At 44.7% G+C, this 21,109-nt stretch carries 23 protein-coding genes; 8 read left to right on the top strand and 15 right to left on the bottom strand.

Annotated elements, in window-relative coordinates:
- Nucleotides 1–100 precede the first annotated feature (100 nt).
- The 3 genes from ACXAFM_RS02525 to ACXAFM_RS02535 all read right to left on the bottom strand — a co-directional run bounded on the left by ACXAFM_RS02525 (nt 101) and on the right by ACXAFM_RS02535 (nt 2,141).
- Nucleotides 101–844 carry a ChrR family anti-sigma-E factor gene (locus ACXAFM_RS02525; protein ID WP_474833078.1) on the bottom strand — a complete coding sequence of 248 codons (744 nt, stop codon included), beginning with the start codon at nt 842–844 and terminating at the stop codon, nt 101–103.
- On the bottom strand, nt 837–1,448 hold the full coding sequence (locus tag ACXAFM_RS02530; RefSeq protein ID WP_179983974.1) for a sigma-70 family RNA polymerase sigma factor: 612 nt from the start codon (nt 1,446–1,448) through the stop codon (nt 837–839). Before ACXAFM_RS02530 ends, ACXAFM_RS02525 begins: the two co-directional genes overlap by 8 nt.
- Nucleotides 1,449–1,565: 117 nt before the next feature.
- Nucleotides 1,566–2,141 (bottom strand): LON peptidase substrate-binding domain-containing protein, encoded by a 576-nt coding sequence (locus ACXAFM_RS02535; protein ID WP_474826611.1) that lies wholly within the window; start codon nt 2,139–2,141, stop codon nt 1,566–1,568.
- A 258-nt stretch (nt 2,142–2,399) separates the two neighbouring features.
- Between ACXAFM_RS02535 and ACXAFM_RS02540 the strand changes: the two genes are divergently transcribed.
- Genes ACXAFM_RS02540 through ACXAFM_RS02560 form a run of 5 tightly spaced genes read left to right on the top strand, consistent with a single transcriptional unit; the run spans nt 2,400 to nt 6,835 of the window.
- Nucleotides 2,400–2,843 carry a nuclear transport factor 2 family protein gene (locus ACXAFM_RS02540; RefSeq protein WP_474833081.1) on the top strand — a complete coding sequence of 148 codons (444 nt, stop codon included), beginning with the start codon at nt 2,400–2,402 and terminating at the stop codon, nt 2,841–2,843.
- Entirely contained in the window at nt 2,840–3,559 is a 720-nt protein-coding gene (locus ACXAFM_RS02545) for an SDR family NAD(P)-dependent oxidoreductase (protein WP_474833084.1), read from the top strand. The genes ACXAFM_RS02540 and ACXAFM_RS02545 overlap by 4 nt, the downstream gene beginning before the upstream one ends.
- A gap of 11 nt (nt 3,560–3,570) precedes the next feature.
- Nucleotides 3,571–4,836 carry an NAD(P)/FAD-dependent oxidoreductase gene (locus ACXAFM_RS02550; protein WP_474833087.1) on the top strand — a complete coding sequence of 422 codons (1,266 nt, stop codon included), beginning with the start codon at nt 3,571–3,573 and terminating at the stop codon, nt 4,834–4,836.
- A complete protein-coding gene (locus ACXAFM_RS02555; RefSeq protein ID WP_474833089.1) occupies nt 4,833–5,576 on the top strand; it encodes a DUF1365 domain-containing protein in 744 nt (247 codons plus the stop codon). Before ACXAFM_RS02550 ends, ACXAFM_RS02555 begins: the two co-directional genes overlap by 4 nt.
- Nucleotides 5,577–5,578: 2 nt before the next feature.
- Nucleotides 5,579–6,835, top strand: a complete 1,257-nt coding sequence (locus tag ACXAFM_RS02560) for a class I SAM-dependent methyltransferase (RefSeq protein ID WP_474833092.1) — start codon at nt 5,579–5,581, stop codon at nt 6,833–6,835.
- 115 nt (nt 6,836–6,950) lie between these two features.
- Here the strand turns inward: ACXAFM_RS02560 and ACXAFM_RS02565 are convergent, their stop codons facing one another.
- Entirely contained in the window at nt 6,951–7,880 is a 930-nt protein-coding gene (locus tag ACXAFM_RS02565; RefSeq protein WP_269917338.1) for a flagellar motor protein MotB, read from the bottom strand.
- Nucleotides 7,880–8,641 (bottom strand): flagellar motor protein PomA, encoded by a 762-nt coding sequence (gene pomA / locus ACXAFM_RS02570; RefSeq protein WP_012518934.1) that lies wholly within the window; start codon nt 8,639–8,641, stop codon nt 7,880–7,882. Before pomA ends, ACXAFM_RS02565 begins: the two co-directional genes overlap by 1 nt.
- Nucleotides 8,642–9,042: 401 nt before the next feature.
- Here pomA and xseB point away from each other — a divergent pair, with 401 nt between their 5' ends.
- Genes xseB through dxs form a run of 3 tightly spaced genes read left to right on the top strand, consistent with a single transcriptional unit; the run spans nt 9,043 to nt 12,118 of the window.
- Nucleotides 9,043–9,285, top strand: a complete 243-nt coding sequence (gene xseB / locus ACXAFM_RS02575) for an exodeoxyribonuclease VII small subunit (RefSeq protein ID WP_136782332.1) — start codon at nt 9,043–9,045, stop codon at nt 9,283–9,285.
- A 29-nt stretch (nt 9,286–9,314) separates the two neighbouring features.
- The gene (locus tag ACXAFM_RS02580) at nt 9,315–10,205 is read left to right on the top strand and encodes a farnesyl diphosphate synthase (protein WP_474833095.1); all 891 of its coding nucleotides are present in this window, start codon (nt 9,315–9,317) and stop codon (nt 10,203–10,205) included.
- Nucleotides 10,206–10,237: 32 nt separating this feature from the next.
- Complete coding sequence (dxs, locus tag ACXAFM_RS02585; RefSeq protein ID WP_474833097.1) at nt 10,238–12,118, top strand: 1-deoxy-D-xylulose-5-phosphate synthase; 1,881 nt, start codon at nt 10,238–10,240, stop codon at nt 12,116–12,118.
- Between the two features lie 203 nt (nt 12,119–12,321).
- Here the strand turns inward: dxs and ACXAFM_RS02590 are convergent, their stop codons facing one another.
- From ACXAFM_RS02590 to lpxD, 10 genes are all read right to left on the bottom strand, one after another.
- Nucleotides 12,322–12,822, bottom strand: a complete 501-nt coding sequence (locus tag ACXAFM_RS02590) for a phosphatidylglycerophosphatase A family protein (RefSeq protein WP_474833100.1) — start codon at nt 12,820–12,822, stop codon at nt 12,322–12,324.
- Nucleotides 12,823–12,860: 38 nt separating this feature from the next.
- The gene (gene thiL / locus ACXAFM_RS02595; RefSeq protein WP_474833103.1) at nt 12,861–13,826 is read right to left on the bottom strand and encodes a thiamine-phosphate kinase; all 966 of its coding nucleotides are present in this window, start codon (nt 13,824–13,826) and stop codon (nt 12,861–12,863) included.
- Between the two features lie 48 nt (nt 13,827–13,874).
- Nucleotides 13,875–14,297, bottom strand: a complete 423-nt coding sequence (gene nusB / locus ACXAFM_RS02600; RefSeq protein WP_014979773.1) for a transcription antitermination factor NusB — start codon at nt 14,295–14,297, stop codon at nt 13,875–13,877.
- Between the two features lie 12 nt (nt 14,298–14,309).
- Nucleotides 14,310–14,783, bottom strand: a complete 474-nt coding sequence (gene ribH, locus ACXAFM_RS02605) for a 6,7-dimethyl-8-ribityllumazine synthase (RefSeq protein ID WP_025255832.1) — start codon at nt 14,781–14,783, stop codon at nt 14,310–14,312.
- Nucleotides 14,784–15,027: 244 nt separating this feature from the next.
- Nucleotides 15,028–16,128, bottom strand: a complete 1,101-nt coding sequence (ribBA, locus tag ACXAFM_RS02610; protein ID WP_474833105.1) for a bifunctional 3,4-dihydroxy-2-butanone-4-phosphate synthase/GTP cyclohydrolase II — start codon at nt 16,126–16,128, stop codon at nt 15,028–15,030.
- A gap of 20 nt (nt 16,129–16,148) precedes the next feature.
- Nucleotides 16,149–16,811: a riboflavin synthase gene (locus ACXAFM_RS02615; RefSeq protein ID WP_474833109.1), complete on the bottom strand. Its 663-nt coding sequence runs from the start codon at nt 16,809–16,811 to the stop codon at nt 16,149–16,151.
- Between the two features lie 20 nt (nt 16,812–16,831).
- On the bottom strand, nt 16,832–17,971 hold the full coding sequence (gene ribD, locus ACXAFM_RS02620) for a bifunctional diaminohydroxyphosphoribosylaminopyrimidine deaminase/5-amino-6-(5-phosphoribosylamino)uracil reductase RibD (RefSeq protein ID WP_474833112.1): 1,140 nt from the start codon (nt 17,969–17,971) through the stop codon (nt 16,832–16,834).
- Nucleotides 17,972–18,021: 50 nt separating this feature from the next.
- Nucleotides 18,022–18,471, bottom strand: coding sequence for a transcriptional regulator NrdR (gene nrdR, locus ACXAFM_RS02625; RefSeq protein WP_012517538.1), 450 nt, complete (start codon nt 18,469–18,471; stop codon nt 18,022–18,024).
- A gap of 98 nt (nt 18,472–18,569) precedes the next feature.
- On the bottom strand, nt 18,570–19,826 hold the full coding sequence (gene glyA, locus ACXAFM_RS02630) for a serine hydroxymethyltransferase (RefSeq protein ID WP_014950092.1): 1,257 nt from the start codon (nt 19,824–19,826) through the stop codon (nt 18,570–18,572).
- Between the two features lie 154 nt (nt 19,827–19,980).
- Nucleotides 19,981–21,009 carry a UDP-3-O-(3-hydroxymyristoyl)glucosamine N-acyltransferase gene (gene lpxD / locus ACXAFM_RS02635; protein WP_474833115.1) on the bottom strand — a complete coding sequence of 343 codons (1,029 nt, stop codon included), beginning with the start codon at nt 21,007–21,009 and terminating at the stop codon, nt 19,981–19,983.
- Nucleotides 21,010–21,109 lie beyond the last annotated feature (100 nt).

Consider the following 21,109-nt stretch of genomic DNA (forward strand, 5'->3'; position numbering starts at 1 on the left):
TATAGAACATTAATAGTTAAAACGAAAAAACGCACTTAAGTGCGTTTTTTGTTATTTAGCGATTGTAAGCACAGTAGCTGATAAGCAATCGTTTTAAACTTTAGCGGAAGAAAAGATGGCTAAATGGATTTAATAGTCTCGCTAAGCCTGAAGTAAAGTGTAGTGGCTGATCTACAATGCTAAATACTAAGCAACCGTCTTTTCCTTCAGCCTTGGGCGTATGGGTCTTCTCACCATCCATGAAAATAAAGTCGCCGGTATCGTAACGGCTGAGCCCGTCACTGAACTCGCCATCGATAACTAGGGTGTATTCGGTTCCTCTATGAGTATGCTCTGGCACACTCCCGCCACTACCCATAAATATAAAATTGGCTACGCCCTGATTACCTAAATCAACCGGGGCTTGCCATAGCTTACCGACTAAACTTGACCAGTTTCCAGTCTTGTCGATATATCGGTGAAGGGTTCTAGGCAAAGCAAACGCTCTCCCATCCAACTCAATAGTACTTAATTTTTCTGATTTGGATGGTACACGGGGCTTGTTCAAAGTTTCTCGATATTCAGAAACACTAGCAGCCTTAAAACTGCCGTCAGGGGTTTGAGGGAGTTGTGTAATTTGTGAAAACATATCGCCAAACTGGAGCGAAGCATCAGAACTGGCGAAAGCATTTTCGCTCACAGATGACACCATTTGTGCGGCTAAGCTTTCAGTCTCTATCTCTACAAATCGTTGGCATTTCGGACACATATCACAATGTGCTGAAACCATTAAAGATATAGCAGGTGACAGCGTGCCCTCAACGAAATATTTAAGTTGCTGGGCACTGGGATGAAACCTAATCATTATCGTTTAACATGACCTTTAATCGTTGAAGCGCCAAACGCGTACGGGACTTTACCGTACCTAACGGAATAGAAAGTTCGTCGGCAACTTCTTGTTGAGACTTGCCATCAATGTAGATAGCTTCAACTACCGCTTTTTGTTTTACCGGCAGTGATTCAAATAAGTGACCAATTTGCTCTAAAGTAACTTGTTCGTCAAGCGGCGCTTCATTAGCATCCGCAGTTTGCTCACAAAGCACTGGCCACAAGTCATCAGAGCATACGTCTTCTTTTCGGTTCTGCAGCTTACGCAACATGTCAAAACGTATGTTACGCGCAATTGTAAAAATCCATGTCGATGGAGACCCTTTCTCGGCATTAAAAAGATGTGCTTTTTGCCAAACGTTTGACATGGTGTCTTGAACAAGCTCCATCGCTAACGCCTCATTTCCCATTTGTTTCAAAGCATATGAGCGCAAGCGAGGTGCGAAATAGTTAAATACTCTAGCAAAGGATCGTTTGCATCTGGCGTCAGCAACCGCCACAAGGTAATCAGACATTTCAGTAGCACATTCTTTAGGTTTGATTGTGCTGTTACTTTGTTCCAAAGGAATTCCAACTAACATAAGATTCGTCCGCTTTTCCGTTTTGGTTGTATCATTCTACGACGTTCTGACTTAAAACGTTTGCGAAAAATGCAAATGTTGGATTACGAATTTGTAATGTCAATTTAACTCTCAATATTAAGCGATTAGTGCAGAGAGATAATTTAGCAAACTAGTACATTCTCTTTGCGCTAAAAAATGCTGCTTTTGCGAGCCATCGACTGGCAATAACTCTAACCATCGATTTAATACCCAGTTGGGACAATTAAACTTCGGTGATTCATACAACGACGCCAGTTCTTCGTAATTTCCAAATATTTCTTTAAGCCGCTCGTCCATAGGCGCTATTTGTTGAGGGGCCAAATCGCATTTCCAAGGTTCTAACACCTTACAACTTCCAGTGCGAAGACCATCTTTTTCAACTTCAATGCTACTTACCTCAACTAAATGAGAACCAGCAACCTTTATGCCAAGCAAACCATCGTCGAGCATATCAAAGTCGACAACCTGTGCGTATGTCCCTATTTTATGGATGTGTTCGTTTGAGCCTTTGTCTCCATTCGCGTTTAGCATACACATCACAAAGCCTTTATTTTCGGCGCATGCCTGCTTAACCATACGCACATATCTAGGTTCAAAAATACGCAATGCCATTCTGCCTTCAGGCAAAAGGTGCGCAGATAGAGGAAATAAGGGAAAACGTTCTACTCTCATACTCGACACTTCCGAAAACACGAAAATATTTACGCGACTGAGTACAAATAGGATCGAATGGGAAAATTTTTCACGGATAAACGAAGAAACATGATCTTAAGCTCGGCAATTAATGTAATTTAGTTTTTGTATAAAAATACTAACGAATTTGAGATCAGAGACTTGTAGTCAATAATTATAAAAATTTTTGCAAGTTTTAGAGAAAATCATAATTGAATGATTAGCCTGTACTCAATATTTTAAAGTAAAGGAAGTTGTATGGATGTCATCGAGCGCTTTTGTAAAATTTACACAGATATATGTCAGATATCCCCAGATGACTTGGAAGACATCTATGCCAGTAATATTAAATTTATAGACCCCATCACTATGCATAGCGGGATAGACGAAGTTAAAAGTTATTTTTCTAACCTGCTTACACAAGCCGAAACGTGCAAGTTTGATATAGCAGACATTCTCTACTGTTCGCAACAAGTTGCCCATAGTCAATCCAAGGTGACTCACGTTGTAAATTGGACGATGACCCTCGTACTAAAAAACAATGCCAAAAAGATCACGCTAGACGGTACAACACAACTTGGTGTTGACGGTGACATCATCATCTACCACAAAGATTATTATGATTTGGGCGAAATGGTTTACGAACACGTACCTATCTTAGGTTTTATAATCAAAAAGATAAAAGGGAAGCTGGCAAAATGAAGAGTATCTTAATTACTGGCGCAACATCTGGAATAGGTAAGGCATTAGCAATCAAGTGTGCCGATAGGGGGTATAGTGTCATTGCTTGTGGAAGAAACAAAGAAGCCCTTGATGAACTTAGCAAATATAGCAATATTAGCGGTTGTCAGTTTGATGTGTCAGACCTAGAAGATACAAAGCGAGCATTAGCAAGTGTTAAGTTCGATATTGCTGTACTCAATGCTGGTACTTGTGAATATGTAGACCTTGAGGATTTCGAGCCAGACATGTTCCGCCGCGTTTTCGAGCCTAACTTCTTTGGCGTAGTTCACTGTGTTAACGCGCTTCTTCCACGACTAAAAGATGGCGACAAGTTGGTCATAGTCGACAGTATGGCTCGTCTATTACCTTTCACACGCACTCAGGCCTACGGCCCTAGTAAAGCTGCCCTTCACTACTTCACGAAGTCCTTAGAAGTCGATCTTCACCATAAAGGCGTGAAAGTACAGGCAGTATCACCAGGGTTCGTTGAAACACCTTTGACTGACAAAAACGACTTCGAAATGCCAATGAAAATTAGTGCAGAAGAAGCTGCCGAGGCTATGCTTAAAGGGATAGAAAGCAACAAGCAGACCGTTTTCTTCCCTCGTTTCTTTGGGTTTATCCTGCGCTTTATGCACATATTGCCTACACCAATTCAGAAGCGTTTATCCTTGGCCATGAGAGAAAAACAATAAGAGAAGTAAAAATGAATAACAAGATTGCCATCATAGGCACAGGTATTTCAGGGTTAACCTGCGCACACCTTTTAAATCGACAGAACAACATCACAGTATACGAAGCGAATGACTACATTGGTGGTCATACGGCAACAAAGAAAATAGACGATAATGGCCAGACTCATCACATTGATACCGGCTTTATCGTTTTCAATGACTGGACCTACCCTAACTTTATCAAGCTTATTACTCAGCTAAACGTTGATTACCAACCAACCGAGATGAGCTTCTCTGTGATGAGCAAAAAAGCGAACCTTGAGTACAATGGCAATAACTTAAACAGTTTATTCGCCCAGAGACGCAATATTCTTCGGCCTAAATTTTGGCGCATCGTTAAAGACATTCTGACATTTAACAAAGCGTGTAAAGCCATGGTGGCTGAAAAGCGCGACACGTCTTCATTGACGCTGGAAGATATTATTAAAGAACTAGGGCTAAGCGATGACTTCGCGCGCTACTATATACTGCCTATGTGCGCCGCTATTTGGTCTAGTAGCCTAGAACAAACGAGAAAATTTCCATTAACTTTCTTCCTTCAATTCTTCAATAATCACGGCCTGCTCAATATTACTGACCGGCCACAGTGGTACACGATTAAAGGTGGATCTAGCCAATATATTCCACCACTTGTTGCGCCATTTGAGTCTAAAATTAAATTATCTACAGCTGTAGTTTCTGTGGCCAAAAGCGATGACAAGTGGAAAGTTACCGATTCAACTGGTGCAGTTGCGACGTTTGATCATGTCGTATTTGCATGTCACAGCGACCAAGCGTTAAAAATGATTCATTCCCCTACGTCGCTGCACAAAGATGTTCTTGGCAATATTCCTTATGCGGAAAATGATGTAGTCATGCACAAAGACATAAGCCAATTACCTAAAAGGAAGTTGGCGTGGGCAAGTTGGAACTATAGCTTAAAGGAGGATGCAAGCGAGGAAGCCCGCCCCGCCTCTGTCACCTACAATATGAACATTCTCCAGCGATTAGAAGCGGAGAATACGTATTGTGTAACGCTCAATAATACGCCTGAAATTAATGAAAAGAGTATTTTGCGAAGCTATAAATATGCGCACCCTCAGTACAGTGCCAGCATGGTGAAAGCGCAGTCACGTAGAAGTGAGATTTGCGGCGTAGATAATTTACACTTTTGTGGGGCCTACTGGTACAACGGTTTTCATGAAGATGGCGTTACCAGTGCACTAGACGTTTGTGCTCGTTTTGGTGAAACACTGTGACAGAAAGCGCGATATATAAAGGCAAGGTATACCATCAACGTTTCAAGCCTACCCAACACAAGTTTGACTACGACATTTATCTGTTTTGGTTAAAACTCGAAAGTGAGGAACTGAACGTGCTATCGGATACGCTGAAGTATTTTAGCGCGCACACTAAAGCACGAGTTCGATTCAAGCGAGAAGACTATCTAGGTGACCCTTCTATTTCTTTGAAACAAGCCGTGCTGCAAAGAATGACCGAATTAAATGATGGTAAAGCGCTAAGCGGCGACGTTTTTATGCTAGGTCAGTTACGCATGTGGGGTCTGTATTTCAGCCCAGTTAACTTTTATTACCTTCGCAACGCTGAGGGTAAATATACTCATATGCTTGCTGAGGTTAGCAATACTCCTTGGAATGAGCGCCACCACTATCTGGTAAATCTAGACATCCAAGCCGATACAGCAAAGGCTTTTCACGTGTCGCCTTTTAATCCTATGGATATGACCTATAAATGGTCGATTTCTCAGCCTTCATCTAGACTTTCTTTAGCCATGGATTGCGTAAGAGAAGACAAAGAATTTAGCGCTGGGATTAATTTGAGTAAATTTACTTTAGATAATGCGAATCTATCTGCCGCACTTAAACGTATACCCAGTATGACGATAAAAACCGTGGCCGGAATTTATTGGCACGCGCTTAAGCTATTGCTGAAACGAACGCCACTATATACACACCCAGAAAAGAGTCAGGAACAATAACAATGTCTTTCGGTGAATCTGTACTACTGACCACCTCAGAGGTCTCTTTTGTAGATAAAACTTGTAGAACACTATTTTTGAAGTGTTTAAATCAGCTTCCATTTGGTCGCTTAACTATTCAAGAAAACGGCGATGTCGTTGCGCGTTTCGGCACAGACGAAAGTGACTTGCGCGCTACGGTAAATATCAAAAATGTGCAAGCCTACCGACAGTTGTTACTTGGCGGCAGTGTGGGCGCTGGCGAGGCGTACATGGATGGGTTGTGGGACAGTGACGATGTAACAGCCGTAGTAAGGATTTTCGCACGGAACTTGCCCACCCTTGATGAGTGGGAAAATAAGTTTAAGTGGCTAACCATGCCCATCAATAAGATTCAGCATTTTGCGCGTCGAAATACAAAAGACCAAGCTAAAAAGAACATTGAAGCGCATTATGATTTGGGCAATAAGCTTTATACACGCTTTCTCGACCCAACAATGATGTATTCATCAGCTATATACCCAGATGCAAACGCAACACTAAACGACGCGCAGAATTACAAACTAAAAGCTATTTGTGACAAATTACAACTGTCTGAAGTAGACCACCTTTTAGAAATAGGCACTGGCTGGGGCGGCCTTGCGGTTTATGCTGCGAAACATTATGGCTGCAGTGTCACCACCACTACTATTTCAGAAGAGCAGCACGCATGGGCGAAAGATTGGATTGAACGGGAAGGACTAGAAAGTAAAATTACCTTACTTAAAAAAGATTATCGCTTGCTTGAGGGTAAATACGACAAGCTGGTTTCCATCGAAATGATTGAGGCGGTTGGCAAAGAGTATTTAGGTAACTTTTTCGAAAAATGTGCTTCTCTTTTAAAAGACGACGGTCTTATGTTACTTCAGTCAATAACCATTGACGATAGACGTTATGACAGCTACTCAAACAGCGTAGACTTCATACAAAAATACATTTTCCCGGGTGGTTTTTTACCATCGCAATACCAGCTAAATGCACACCTTAAAAAGTACACGAATATGATGATCCGTGACTTACACGACATTGGTGTGGACTATGCAAAAACGCTAAACCATTGGTATGAAGCGTTTATTTCGGCTAAAGATGAATTATTGAGTGATGGTTACGACGAGCGCTTTATGCGTATGTGGACCTATTACCTCAAATATTGCGAAGGTGGTTTTTTAGAAAGAACCATTAGCACTGTACAACTTGTTATATCAAAACCTCAGTACAGAGAGGAATTAGCCAGAATTTGATAAACGTTTTTTGTTTGTAAACAAATACAAGTTGGCGTTTTAAAACTAAAAAGCGGTGCTCATTATTTGAAGGCACCGCTTTTTTATGCGTACTTAGTTTAGAAAATGTTGACGCTTAATCATCTACCACTGATATGGGTTTGGATATCATTGGTTTACCTTGGTTAATATTGATTTCTACTCGGCGATTCTTAGCTCTATCACTCGCGGTCGTGGCATTCTCAACGATAGGATTAGTATCAGCTTTGCCAACCACAGACATGCGACTTTCATCAAACCCAGGCGCTGAGCGCATGGCTTCGGCCACCGCAACGGCACGTTGTGACGACAAATCCCAGTTAGAACGATAGAGCTCATTGGCAATATGCTGTCCATCACTATGGCCCGAAATCTCGATTTCTCCAGGCACATCCGCTAACAATGAACCAATTTTTCTTAATACGGGCTGAAATTGTGGCTGCAAGAAAGCAGACCCAGCGGAAAACGAGCCATTTTCTCTAATTCGAATGGTAAGCTGCTGTCCCAGCGACTCCATTTCTACAGACCCATCTAAAATTTGCTTTTCTAATTGTTGGGCCACTTTTTTCATCAACTCAGCCATTTGAGATTGGTCAGTGCTTTGCTCAGCGGATGAAGATGACTCAGTAGCTGTTTGTTGAGACTGACCGCCCCGTTGTTCGCCACGCTGTTTTTGCCTGCCGCCGGCGGAGTCCTCATTTCCCGCTTGAAATTCTAGCATTTGCTGAGTCATTTCGTTGGTTTGCTGCTGAATAGATTCAATTGGCGTGGGATCAGGCTTGCCAGGTCGAAACTCCATAGCAATAACACTGGTCCCTTTAGGAATATCTTTTACTTCAATTTTGTTTTGCACACCGAATGCAAACTTCATTGAGCCCGCTATTTGCTTAAATTTCAGTACGTCCATTTCGGAGAATGAAAGCAGAAGTACAAAAAAGCACATAAGCAGTGACATTAAGTCTGCGAAGGTTCCCATCCAAGCTGGAAGCCCCTCGGGGGGGCATTTTGGGCATTCTTCTTCGGCCATTACTCTTCCTCTGCGCTTCCACGCTTACTTGCAGCAAGGTAGTTTTTCAGTACGCCTTCAATAACTCGAGGGTTTTGACCGTCAGCGATACCGACAATACCGTCAAGAACAAGGCTTTGATTGAGCTTTTCTTCCCCTGCTCGCACAGAAAGTTTGAATGCTATAGGCAAACAGATAACATTGGCGAAAAAAGCGCCATAAAGAGTGGTAAGTAGTGCTACCGCCATTGCCGGACCGATAGCTTTCGGGTCATCCATGTTTGACAGCATGGCAACCAAACCAATCAAGGTACCGATCATACCCATGGCGGGTGCAATATCGCCCATACCTTTAAAAAACGAGGCGCCAAAATCATGTCGTTCTGACGTCATAGAAATATCTTTAGCAAGTGTCTCTCTGACCACTTCAATATCGTGGCCATCAACCAACATGTCGACGCCTTTCTGCATAAATTCGTTCGAGATTTCCGCTTCCTCTAAAGCCAAAAAGCCGCCTTTTCGCGCCGCATCCGCCATCTCTACGATCTTCTCAATAAGCTCTTCTGGCGATTCAATCTTAAACATGAAGGCTTTACCAGCAATCTTACCCGCACCGAAGAACTGACCTAAAGTAAATTGAGACAAGACAACAAACAAAGTCCCACCAAACACGATCAATATCGATTGGACGTCGATGAACATGCCTAAGCTGCCGCCTAGAATCATAGCCATAACTATGAAACCAATGGCGCCCAACATACCTATGACGGTTGCTAAATCCACTCACTCTTCCCCATTTATGCGCAGTCAGTGCTGTTAATGTACAAATATTCTATCGGCAACGGATAAAAATACTAAAACGACATTATTGAAAAATATCATATTTATTTGTTTTTTATTAAGTGTGACTTTAAAAAAACGTTGTTCAAAGGTCTTCTATATATCGACCATGCTTATAGCGTTCGCCTACCTATCAGAACACGCATGCATTCTTTTATTTAAAGTAATGTAGCCACTTATTTCGAATATAGCACAATATCTTCATATTCAACGTGGTCAACTGCATGAAAAAAAAGCTATATTGCTGTGATATAGGCGATATACGGACAAACCATTTGACCCTTGTGCGGCCCTCGGTTAATGTGCGCGGTACACGTATTTTGGCCAATGTATTGAGTGTTTTTATGACGACAGAAAAAGCATCAGCGTCTTTTGAAGAAACTTTATCAGAACTAGAAGCTATCGTTAACGAAATGGAAAACGGTGATCTGCCTCTTAATAAAGCACTGGAAAAATTTGAACGAGGCATAGCGTTATCTCGTCAAGGCCAGCAATCGCTTGAAAACGCCGAGCAAAAAGTAAAAATATTGCTTAGTGAACAAGGCGAAGAAACGCTTCAGACTCTTCCTGAAAGTGAACAGCCGTAAAACGTTCATTTTTAACTTACAGGCGACCTATGAATTTTTCTGCTTTGCATCAGCAAGTGAAACAGCAAACTGATGCATCCCTTCTTACCTTAATTGATGATTTACCCGATTACGCACCGCGCCTTAAAGATGCAATGCGTCACGCATTGCTTGCAGGTGGCAAGCGCATGCGCCCTCTACTAGTGCAGGTTGTAGGAAACACGTTAGACGTGCCCAAAAAAGATCAGATGGCTATAAGCATGGCTATTGAGTGCGTGCACGCCTACTCGTTAGTTCATGATGATTTACCAGCCATGGACGATGATGATTTACGTCGCGGAATGCCAACGTGTCATATTGCCTTTGATGAAGCTACGGCTATTTTAGCGGGAGATGCCCTGCAGTCTCTTGCATTTACTGTACTAGCTGATGCTCCTTTAAGCGTATTTGCCGAAACCAAACGCGGGCAGCTTTTGTCTGTACTGGCTAAAAGTGCCGGCTACGTAGGCATGTGTGGTGGTCAGGCTATCGACTTAGCCAGTACGGGTGAAACCATCTCATTAGAAGAATTAAAGCAGCTCCATAGACTCAAAACCGGAGCTTTGCTTAAGGCCTGTGTTGAAATGGTTGCTATTGTCAGTGAAGGCTTACTGCCAGAAACTAAAACTGACTTGATGGCCTATGCCGCAGATATTGGACTGGCTTTCCAAGTTCAAGACGATATCTTAGACGTTGAGGGTAGCAGCGAGAAGTTAGGAAAACCCGCAGGGTCTGACGAAGCATTGGGGAAAAACACCTTTCCCGCCAAGCTTGGTATAGCTGGCGCTAAGCAAGAATTAGAAATGCTTCACGATAATGCACTTCAAGCATTGGCGCGTTTACCCTACAATACAGACAGTTTAATTGCGTTTAGCGAGCTTTTGGTAAAACGCGACCATTAGCCACGCGCCATGTTGAAAAAGATAATAAGTACATGAGTTTAGATCTCCAACATTACCCAACGCTTGCGCTTGCGCAAACACCTGAAAAATTGAGGCAGCTGCCTCAAGAAAAATTACGCGAGCTTGCCGATGAATTACGTGAGTACTTACTTAATAGCGTAAGCCAAACCAGTGGCCACTTTGCCTCGGGTTTAGGCACGGTAGAGTTAACTGTGGCACTGCACTATGTGTACAACACGCCGTTCGACCGTTTGCTGTGGGACGTAGGCCATCAAGCCTATCCTCATAAAATCCTTACCGGTCGCGCAGAGCGCATGAGCACCATTCGCCAAAAGAATGGTCTGCACCCTTTCCCATGGCCGCCTGAGAGCGACTACGACACCTTTGCTGTTGGGCACTCATCCACGTCGATAAGTGCTGCACTGGGAATGGCCGTAGCGGCAGAAAAAGAAGGTAAAGACCGTAAAGTAGTGGCCGTCATTGGCGACGGCGCAATGACCGCAGGTATGGCGTTTGAAGCCCTTAACCATGCTGGTGACATCAAAAAAGATATGGTTGTCGTACTTAACGACAACGAAATGTCTATTTCTGAAAACGTGGGTGCGTTGAACAGCCACCTAGCCCGTTTGCTCACCGGTAATTTTTTCAACTCTATACGCGACGGTGGTAAAAAGCTGTTAAGCAATGTGCCTCCAATTAAAGAGTTTGCCAGCCGTGCAGAAGAGCACATTAAAGGCATGGTTGTCCCGGGCACCATATTTGAAGAGCTTGGCTTTAACTACATTGGCCCTATCGACGGCCACGACGTTAATGGTGTTGTCGATACGCTACGCAATATGCGCAAGTTTGATGGACCACAGCTACTGCACGTAGTCACCAAGAAAGGTAAAGGCTATGCGGTTGCAGAAGAAGACCCAATCAAGTTTCACGCGGTACCTAAATTTAACCCGGCAGATAACGCCTTACCCAAGTCTAAGCCTTCAGCCCCTACCTACTCGGCAATTTTTGGAAAATGGCTGTGTGATATGGCCGCACAAGACCCTAAGCTAATGGCGGTAACGCCAGCCATGCGCGAAGGTTCAGGCATGGTTGAGTTTTCTCAACGCTTTCCTGAGCAGTATTTCGATGTTGCGATTGCCGAGCAGCATGCAGTGACGTTTGGCGCGGGGCTTGCCAAAGACGGGATGAATGCGGTTGTTGCAATTTATTCATCGTTTCTTCAGCGCGCTTACGATCAGCTTATCCACGATGTGGCAATTCAAGACCTGCCGGTATTATTTGCTATAGACAGAGCGGGTATTGTGGGCGCCGACGGCCCTACTCACCAAGGGGCGTTTGATATCGCTTTCCTTCGCTGTATTCCGAATATGGTGGTTATGGCTCCTTCAGACGAAAATGAATGTCGCCAAATGCTCTACACTGGCCATAAACTGCAAAAACCAGCGGCAGTTCGCTACCCTCGTGGTGCAGGCATGGGGATTACGCCAGATGAGGCGATGACGGAACTTGAAATAGGTAAATCACGTACCTGTCGAGAAACCTCGAAAGGTAAGACTGAAAGCGTTGCTATTTTGAATTTCGGCTGCTTACTGCCCTTTGCGCTTGAAGCTGCAGAAGCCATTGATGCCACCGTCATCGACATGCGCTTCATTAAGCCGTTAGACGGCGATGCCGTTTTAAAAGCAGCCAGTGAACATAACGCACTTATTACGCTAGAAGACGGCTGTATTATGGGCGGTGCTGGTAGTGCTGTACTAGAACACTTGCAGCAAAACGGCGTACTAAAGGCAGTCAAAATGTTAGGTCTGCCTGATAGCTTTATCCTGCAAGGTACACAACAGGAAATGTATAAAGAGCATGGCTTAGATGCTGAAGGAATTATTGCTGCAGCAAATAGTTTTATAGCCAATTAGCTATAAAGCTAGCTTTGTAAGAGCGACTATTATACTTTTCGTTTAAGTTAGAGATTAAAAAGCCCGCAAACTGCGGGCTTTTTCGTGATGCATTTCGCTATTATCTGTCTTTTTATTGCCTAGCTCTTTATTTCCTATTTTTTCATTGCCTAACTTCTCTCAGTAGCCAATCTATGAGAACGGCCTTGAATCTTCACTTTTAGCTAGAACAACGCCAGGGCTGCTGGCCAAAACACCATTAATAAATGTAAACAGCCGCATGCCATAGCACCAGCAAGAGTATCATCCAGCATAATGCCTGTACCGCCGTGTAAGCGCTTGTCGATAATACCTATTGGCCAAGGCTTTAAGATGTCGAAAAGTCTGAAAAGAACAAAGCCCACGAGTAAAGATGACGCTGAGATAGGTACAAATAGAAAGGTGATAAACATGCCCGCTATTTCATCCCACACAATAGAACCGTGATCGTGTACCTGCATATCGTCTGCAGTCTTGCCACACAGATAGATACCTACCACTGAAAATATCAGAGTAAGTGCGATGAAGGAAACCACCGAGATCTGGCTGCACGCTACAAGCAGCGGTAGTGCAGCAAGAGAGCCAAATGTACCTGGCATAAAAGGAACAAGCCCGCTACCAAAACCGAGTGCGAGAAAATGAACTGGATTTTTCATACTCACTCTAGCGCGATATTCCGCCTGCATGCTTCTTCCTTTATTTACTATTGTAAGATGTTGATTGCCTAAAAGGCGTGCTCATAGCCAGAAGCATTAGCTGGCGTATACTTTTCGTTATCTTTTAGCAACGAAAGTGAACCGCTATGCCCGGTTAATTGGCCAATACACGTGGCTTTTACATTCGTACTTGCCAACGAAGTTTCAAGGCTTCCGCGCTGCTCTTCACTTACAGTAAAAATAAGTTCGTAGTCATCACCAGCAGATAACGCATATTCAATGGCTTGCTCAGGTGTGACTGCACTAGTTAGTGCTCGTGATAGTGGTAGTCGATCTACGTGAACATTCGCACCGCAATTAGACGCTTTTAAAATGTGCCCTAAATCTGAAATTAAGCCATCAGAGATATCAATGCACGACGTTGCAATACGACGTATCGCCGTCCCCACCGCAACACGAGGCGTTGGGAAGTAATGGCGATTAACCAAAACGTCTTTCGCTTCACCACTTACGCTGAGATTTTTTTGCAGAATATCTAAGCCCGCTCCTGCATCACCTAGTGTTCCAGTAACGTAAAGCCAATCGCCCGGCTTCGCGCCGCTGCGCGTTAGTTCGGAACCCGGCGGAATAAAACCTTGTGCAGTAATAGTAAACGCCATAGGGCCTTTTACTGTATCGCCACCGATAAGCTGGACTGAATAGTACTGAGTAAGCTCGTACAATCCAGATACAAAGTCATCTAACCAGGCTTCATCTACTTCAGGCAGTGACAAAGACAAGCTGACCCATGCGGGCTCAGCCCCCATAGCGGCAAGGTCACTTAAGTTAACAGCAACGGTTTTGTAGGCTACAGACTTGGCCGGTGCATCTTTTAAAAAGTGCACGCCTGCGACAAGGGTATCTGTAGTAACGGCAAGTTGTTGGTTTTCAGGAACCGTTGTTACAGCACAGTCATCACCAATACCAATAACAACGTCTTTGCGTTTGTGGCCACTGTTTGAAAAATAGCGGCCGATAAGATCAAATTCTTTCACGGTAATTTTTAAACCCTTTTAGCGGCAATCCATGCCGCCACGGTAAGGTTAGTCGCGCTCGTCTTTGCGCAACGTGCGCACTGCTTTATCCAGTGCACCATTAATGAACTTATGGCTTTCTTCAGCACCAAATGCCTTAGCTAGCTCAATCGCTTCATTAATAATTACGCGGTAAGGTACGTCGATGCGTTCAGTGAGTTCCAGCGTCGCAATGCGCAAGATGGCTTTTTCGATAGCGTCTAACTCTTCTGGCAAACGGCCAAGGTAAGGTTTAATGGTTGCATCAAGGTTGCTTGCGTTGTGTGCAACGCCGCGAAGCAAGGCTTGGAAATACGCCATGTCTACCTTTTGCATGTCGTTACTGGTGGCTAGCGCCAGTTCAACCTGCTGAATATCGTTGTGACTCATTTGCCATGAATACACACCTTGAAGGGCGAGTTCACGGGCTTTACGACGAGCTGAAACTTTCACTTAATGTTTACCTTAAAGCTTTTCAACAGCATCGATAACGTTAACCATTTCTAGCGCGCCTAGTGCTGCTTCTGCACCCTTGTTGCCCGCTTTGGTTCCAGAACGCTCGATAGCTTGTTCAATTGAATCTGTTGTAATTACGCCAAATGATACAGGTACGCCGTATTCAAGAGATACTTGCGCAAGACCTTTGTTGCTCTCGCCTGCTACGAAATCAAAGTGTGGCGTGCCGCCACGAATAACTGCACCAAGAGCGATGATGGCGTCAAATGACTTCTTCTCAGCTAATTTCTTAGCAATAACAGGTAACTCGTAAGCACCAGGTACACGTACTACCGTGATATCGTCATCGCTTACTTCACCGTGACGCTCTAGTGTGTCTAACGCACCTTCTAGTAAGCTTTCAACAACAAAGCTATTAAAGCGTGATACAACGATAGCAAACTTCTTACCGGTTGCTCTGATATTACCTTCAATTACCTGCATGGATTCATTCCTCGAGAAAAAACGGCGCGAAGTATACCACAACTGCGCCTAAACTAAATCGATTGTTTCTTTAACTTCAACTATTCGTAAACAGCCATTTTATGCTTAGCCAAATGTGGGGAGGGAATGCTGGTCGCAAACCCTCCACCGCATGGATGCGGTGGCGGAGCGTACAGGGATGTATTCACCGCGTGTTTGCGACCAGCATCCCCTTTCCACTTTCACTGTGGCCTAAACCCAAGTGCTAGTCGTGCACGTACTCTACAACTTCAAGGCCGTAACCTGAAAGTGCGTGATATTTAATTGGCTTACTAAGAAGACGCATTTTGTGAACGCCCATTGATGCAAGAATTTGACTACCTACACCGATAGTGCGTGACGACCCCTGCCAGTCGGCGCCAGCTGGGCGTTCGCCTCTGTCTTCTGCGGCAAAGCGGCGTACCTGACTTTCAATATGCTCTTCTTTACCTAATAGCACCAATACGCCACCGTCTTCTGAAATTTTGCGCATGCCATCTGCAAGCGTCATCGAGCGATGAATACCGCGCGTCGAGCCAAGAAGATCACTAAACGTATTGTGAAGGTGTACACGTACGAGTGTCGGCTCATCTTCTTTAATTTCGCCTTTTTTAAGTGCGAAATGAAGTTGGTTGTCGATGCTGTCTTTAAACGTGTGAAGCTCAAAGTCACCATACTCGGTTGGCATATTGCACTGAGCAACCTTCTGTATGGTGGTTTCATTGAGATTGCGATATTCAATTAAATCAGCAATGGTGCCGATTTTAAGGTTGTGTTTTGCCGCAAACTTTTCTAGCTCAGGGCGGCGAGCCATAGTGCCGTCTTCATTGAGAATTTCTACAATAACCCCAGCTGGCTCTAAACCAGCCAAACGCGGTAAATCGACACCCGCTTCAGTATGACCTGCGCGATTCAGTACGCCGCCGTCTTTCGCAATTAAAGGAAAAATATGACCTGGCTGCACAATATCTGTCGCTTTCGCGTCTTTCGCTACAGCAGCCTTGATTGTCGTCGCACGGTCGGCCGCTGAGATACCGGTTGTCACGCCAGTTGCTGCTTCAATAGAAACCGTGAAGTTGGTAGAAAACTGCGCTTCGTTTTTATCAACCATTAAAGGAAGATTAAGCGTGCGGCAGCGCTCTTGAGTCATAGGTAAGCACACCAAGCCGCGAGCGTGAGTAACCATAAAGTTTATGGCTTCAGGCGTGACATGCTCAGCCGCCATGATTAAATCACCTTCGTTTTCCCTATCTTCATCATCCATCAAGATAACCATTTTACCTTGGCGAATGTCTTCAATTATTTCTTGTGTAGTGTTAAATGCCATGTTGTGTGCTTCTTGTAGGGTTATTTTCTTAAAAATCCGTTCTCGGCAAGAAATGCCATGTCGATGCCTTTGCTTGTAGGCTCGGCGGCTTTATCGCCTAGCATTAATCGCTCTAAATAGCGCGCAATAACATCAACCTCTAGGTTTACCGCTGTGCCCACTTTATAGCTTCCCATAATCGTTTCTTGCAACGTATGAGGAATGATCCAAAGCATGAATTCCGCGCCGTTGACTTCGTTAACGGTTAAGCTGATGCCATCAACGGTGATACTGCCTTTGTGCGCAATGTATTTCGCTAGTGCTTCAGGTGCTTTTACCCAGAACTCTACATAGTCTGAGTGCTTGATAATTTGCGTAACCTCGCCCACGCCGTCCACGTGACCTGACACAATATGACCGCCTAAACGGTCGCTAGGACGCATAGCTTTTTCAAGGTTAACGGTTGAGCCTGCACTATAATGTGCAAACCCAGTCAATTTGATGGTTTCGGCCGATACATCCGCGCAGTAATAATCGGCGCCCATATCAGTCACTGTTAAGCAAACACCATTGGTCGCGATACTGTCACCAAGTGCGACATCAGACATATCAAGCGTAGGTGACGCAACGGTCAGGCGAATATCATTGCCACGGTTATCAAGCTTTTTAATAGTACCTAGCGCTTGAATAATTCCAGTAAACATAAAGTTCCTCTTTAATCGCGTTAACCACGAGTGTTGCTAACATCAGGGCGAAAGATAAGCTTAATATCGTTACCTACCTGACGATTTTCAATAAGCGAAAGCGAAATACATTCATCTAATGACGTAAACGCTGGCAAATTAACCATACTTATTCCCTTTTCACCTAAAAGCTTAGGGGCTTGGTAGCAAATTAGCTCATCCACCAGCCCTTCTTGCAATAACGCACCAGCAAGACCTGGACCCGCTTCCACCCATACTTCATTATACTGCTTATCGCCTAACGCCGACATTAATGAATGTAAGTTAAGCTTACCGTCTTTTTCATCTACCGAAAGATAGTGCTGCGTTGCTGTATCTGGATGGGACTGCGAAGTAGCCGTTAAGGTAATATTGCCGTCGTTAAACAACACGTAGTCTCGACTGAGCTTGCTTTTGCCATCAACGACAACTCGAGCAGGCTGTCGAATGTGTTCTAGAGGATAATCAGTGAACTGTGCCTCTTGTTCTCTAACCAACAGACTAGGGTTATCAGCTTTTACCGTACCCGAGCCTGTAAGTACCACGCAACTTTGCGCGCGATAGCGCTGCACATCCCGTCTAGCCTCTGCACCAGTAATCCACTGGCTTACGCCATTTTGAAGGGCTATCTTTCCGTCTAGGCTAATGCCTAACTTCACGCGAACAAAGGGCTTACCGGTAAGCATACGCTTAATAAACCCGGGGTTTAATGCTGCGGCCTCCGCAGCCATCACGTCGCTAACCACTTCAATACCCGCTTCTTGCAGGATACTAATACCGTTACCACAGACGTTTGGATTAGGGTCGGTCATAGCAATAACAACACGCACCACCTTCGCTTCGACTAAAGCCACCGCACAAGGCGGTGTGCGGCCAAAATGACTGCATGGCTCAAGGGTAACGTAAGCTGTCGCGCCTTTTGCGCCTTGCGCTCGTGCGTTAGATGCTTGTCTTAATGCGTGTACTTCGGCGTGAGGAGTGCCAGCTTGGATATGATATCCCTGACCTATTAGCTGATTGTTTTCGTCAACAATTACGCAACCAACGCGAGGATTAGGAGAAGTGGTATAGCGCCCTTGTTGGGCAAGTTGAATGGCTTTTGCCATCCAATGATAATCGTTTTTAACCGTATCGTGGTTCACTTGGATTCCTGTTGTAGCCCTAAGTGCCTGAGGTTTTGGGTGTGCCCGACCTAGTCCCCTAATCGCGCTATTTCTTCTCCAAATTCACGAATGTCTTCGAAGGAACGATAAACAGAGGCGAACCTGACATAGGCAACTTTGTCGAGTTCTTTTAGGGCTTTCATTATGAGGTTGCCGAGCAATTCGCTACTCACCTCACGTTCCCCCGTTGCACGCAACTGTGACTTCAGTGAAAGGATGCACTGTTCAACTTTTTCAGTGCTAACAGGGCGCTTTTCAAGTGCGCGTTGCAAGCCTGCACGAAGTTTATCTTCATTGAACGGTTCACGTGAACCATCGCGTTTAATAACGCGGGGCATCACTAGCTCAGCACTTTCAAAGGTAGTGAATCGCTCGTGACACACCATACATTCACGGCGTCTACGCACCTGTTGCCCTTCTGCAACCAAACGAGAATCAATAACTTTTGTTTCTTGTTCTGAACAAAACGGGCAAAACATGAATAATCCTTAAATATTGCGCACTTAGGTATCTAAATTGAACCTAGACTAGTTAGTCCAGCATTAGTACCAAAGTACGCAATAAAACACAAACCTATTTATTTATAAACAGGGAATTGTGCGCAAAGTGCAACCACTTCGTCTTGAACGCGTTTGATAACAGACTCATCGCCCATGTTATCTAGAATGTCGCAAATCCAAGTAGCAACTTGCTTAGCTTGTTCTTCTTTGAAACCTCGGCGAGTGATCGCTGGGCTACCGATACGAAGGCCGCTGGTTACAAACGGTGAACGAGGGTCATTTGGAACCGAGTTTTTGTTAACGGTGATGTTTGCTGCACCCAATGCTGCGTCTGCATCTTTACCGGTAATGTCCTTGTCGATAAGGTCAAGGAGGAACAAGTGGTTGTCAGTACCGCCAGAAACGATGTTATAACCGCGCTCTTGCATTACAGAAACCATCGCCTTCGCATTTGCAACAACCTGCTGCTGATAGACTTTAAATTCTGGCTGTAGTGCCTCTTTGAAAGCAACCGCTTTAGCTGCAATCACGTGGCAAAGAGGGCCACCTTGGTTACCTGGGAATACTGAGCTGTTAAGCTTTTTGTAAATCGCTTCGTCGCCACATGAAGATAGGATAAGGCCACTACGTGGACCCGCTAGCGTTTTATGGGTGGTCGTCGTTACCACGTGTGCGTGAGGCAGTGGGTTTGGATAAACGCCCGCTGCTACAAGACCTGCTACGTGGGCCATATCTACGAGCAAGTACGCGCCAACGCTGTCAGCGATTTCACGGAATTTCGCCCAATCAACAATGCCAGAATACGCAGAGAAGCCACCGATAATCATTTTAGGCTTGTGCTCTTTCGCAAGTGCCTCAACCTGAGCGTAATCGATTTCACCGGTTTCTTTGTTCAAACCGTACTGCACAGCGTTGTAAGTTTTACCAGAGAAGTTTACGTGCGAGCCGTGAGTCAGGTGACCACCTTCAGAAAGGCTCATACCTAATACCGTATCGCCTGCGTCAAGTAATGCCATGAAAACAGCAGAGTTTGCTTGCGAACCAGCGTGTGGCTGAACGTTTGCGTAGTCTGCACCAAATAGCGCTTTTGCACGGTCGATAGCTAGTTGCTCAACAACGTCTACGTGCTCACAACCACCGTAGTAACGCTTGCCTGGATAGCCTTCAGCGTATTTGTTAGTAAGCTGCGACCCCTGTGCTTCCATTACACGTGGGCTACAGTAGTTCTCAGAGGCAATAAGCTCAATGTGATGTTCTTGACGCTCAACCTCTTTAGACATTGCATCGGCTAATTCAGGATCGAAGTCGGCTATATTCATTTCGCGAGAAAACATGGGGGCTCCTTAACTGCGGTTTTTATATGGCGTTACGCACTGATTGCTCAAATTCGAGCCATATTCTAGTCATTTTCGGTTACTTGTATACCGCTTTATGACCAAATTAATATAAATGGCGCAGGTTTAACGTAATACCTGCGCCAGCGCGAGATCAGACCTGTTTTTCAAGCGCTTTAACACGGTCAAATAAACTACCAATTTTGGCAAGTCGAACCGTATTTTTGCGCCAATCACGGTTTGTTTGTGCTGGCTGGCCTGAAGAATAAACGCCTGGTTCAGTGATATCTTGTACAATCATGGTATAACCAGTCACCTGAACATTATCACAAATGCTAATGTGACCGTTGATACCAACTCCACCACCGATAATAACGTGTTTGCCAATATGACAACTGCCGGCGATACCTGTAGCGCCGCAAATACATGAATGATCACCGATAATACAGTTGTGGCCAATTTGTACTTGGTTATCAATAATAACGTTGGTGCCTAAAATCGTATCTTCCATAGCGCCGCGGTCGATGCTGCTGCTCGCTCCAATTTGACTGTCGTCACCAATGCGAACTGACCCGGTTTGTGGAATAGGAATCCATACGCCTTTATCGTTTGCGTAACCAAAGCCTGCTGCACCAATCACCGTTTGACTGTGAATGGTCACGCGCTTACCAATCACAACGTCATGATAGATAGTCACGTTCGGGTGAATAGTACAGCCTTCACCAATATGGGTACCTCTACGGATAACGGTATTAGCGCCAACCGTGACTCTATCGCCCAGCACCACATTATCTTCAATAATAACGTTGTGTCCTAGCGACACACCACTGCCGATACGTGCAGACGGCGCAATAACCGCTGACTCAGCAATGCCTGTAGCAACCGCTGGCGTGGTATCGAATAATTGAGCGATAAGCGCAAAGGCTGCATGAGGGTTTGCCACAACTAAAGCAGGCACTGGGCTGTCACCTTTAAGGCTCTCGTGCAGAATAACTGCACCAGCATTTGTATCTTTCAACTGCGGTTTATATTTAGGGTTGGTCAGAAACGAAATTTGATGCGATGCTGCACCAGAGAGTGTGCCAACCGCAGAAATAGTGATATTGCCATCACCCTGCACTTCCCCACCTACATGCTTGGCGAGCTCATCCAGACTATATATGCGTTTATTCATAGCGGTCATCTTAATTGCCTGTTCAGAAATATGAATAGTATTGAGTCTATCGCTTTGGGTTATTTGTTGCTGCTTGCTTGCTCACCCTAAAGGCCATTTTTACTCATGC

The organism is Alteromonas sp. ABD4_190 (genome assembly GCF_056160105.1).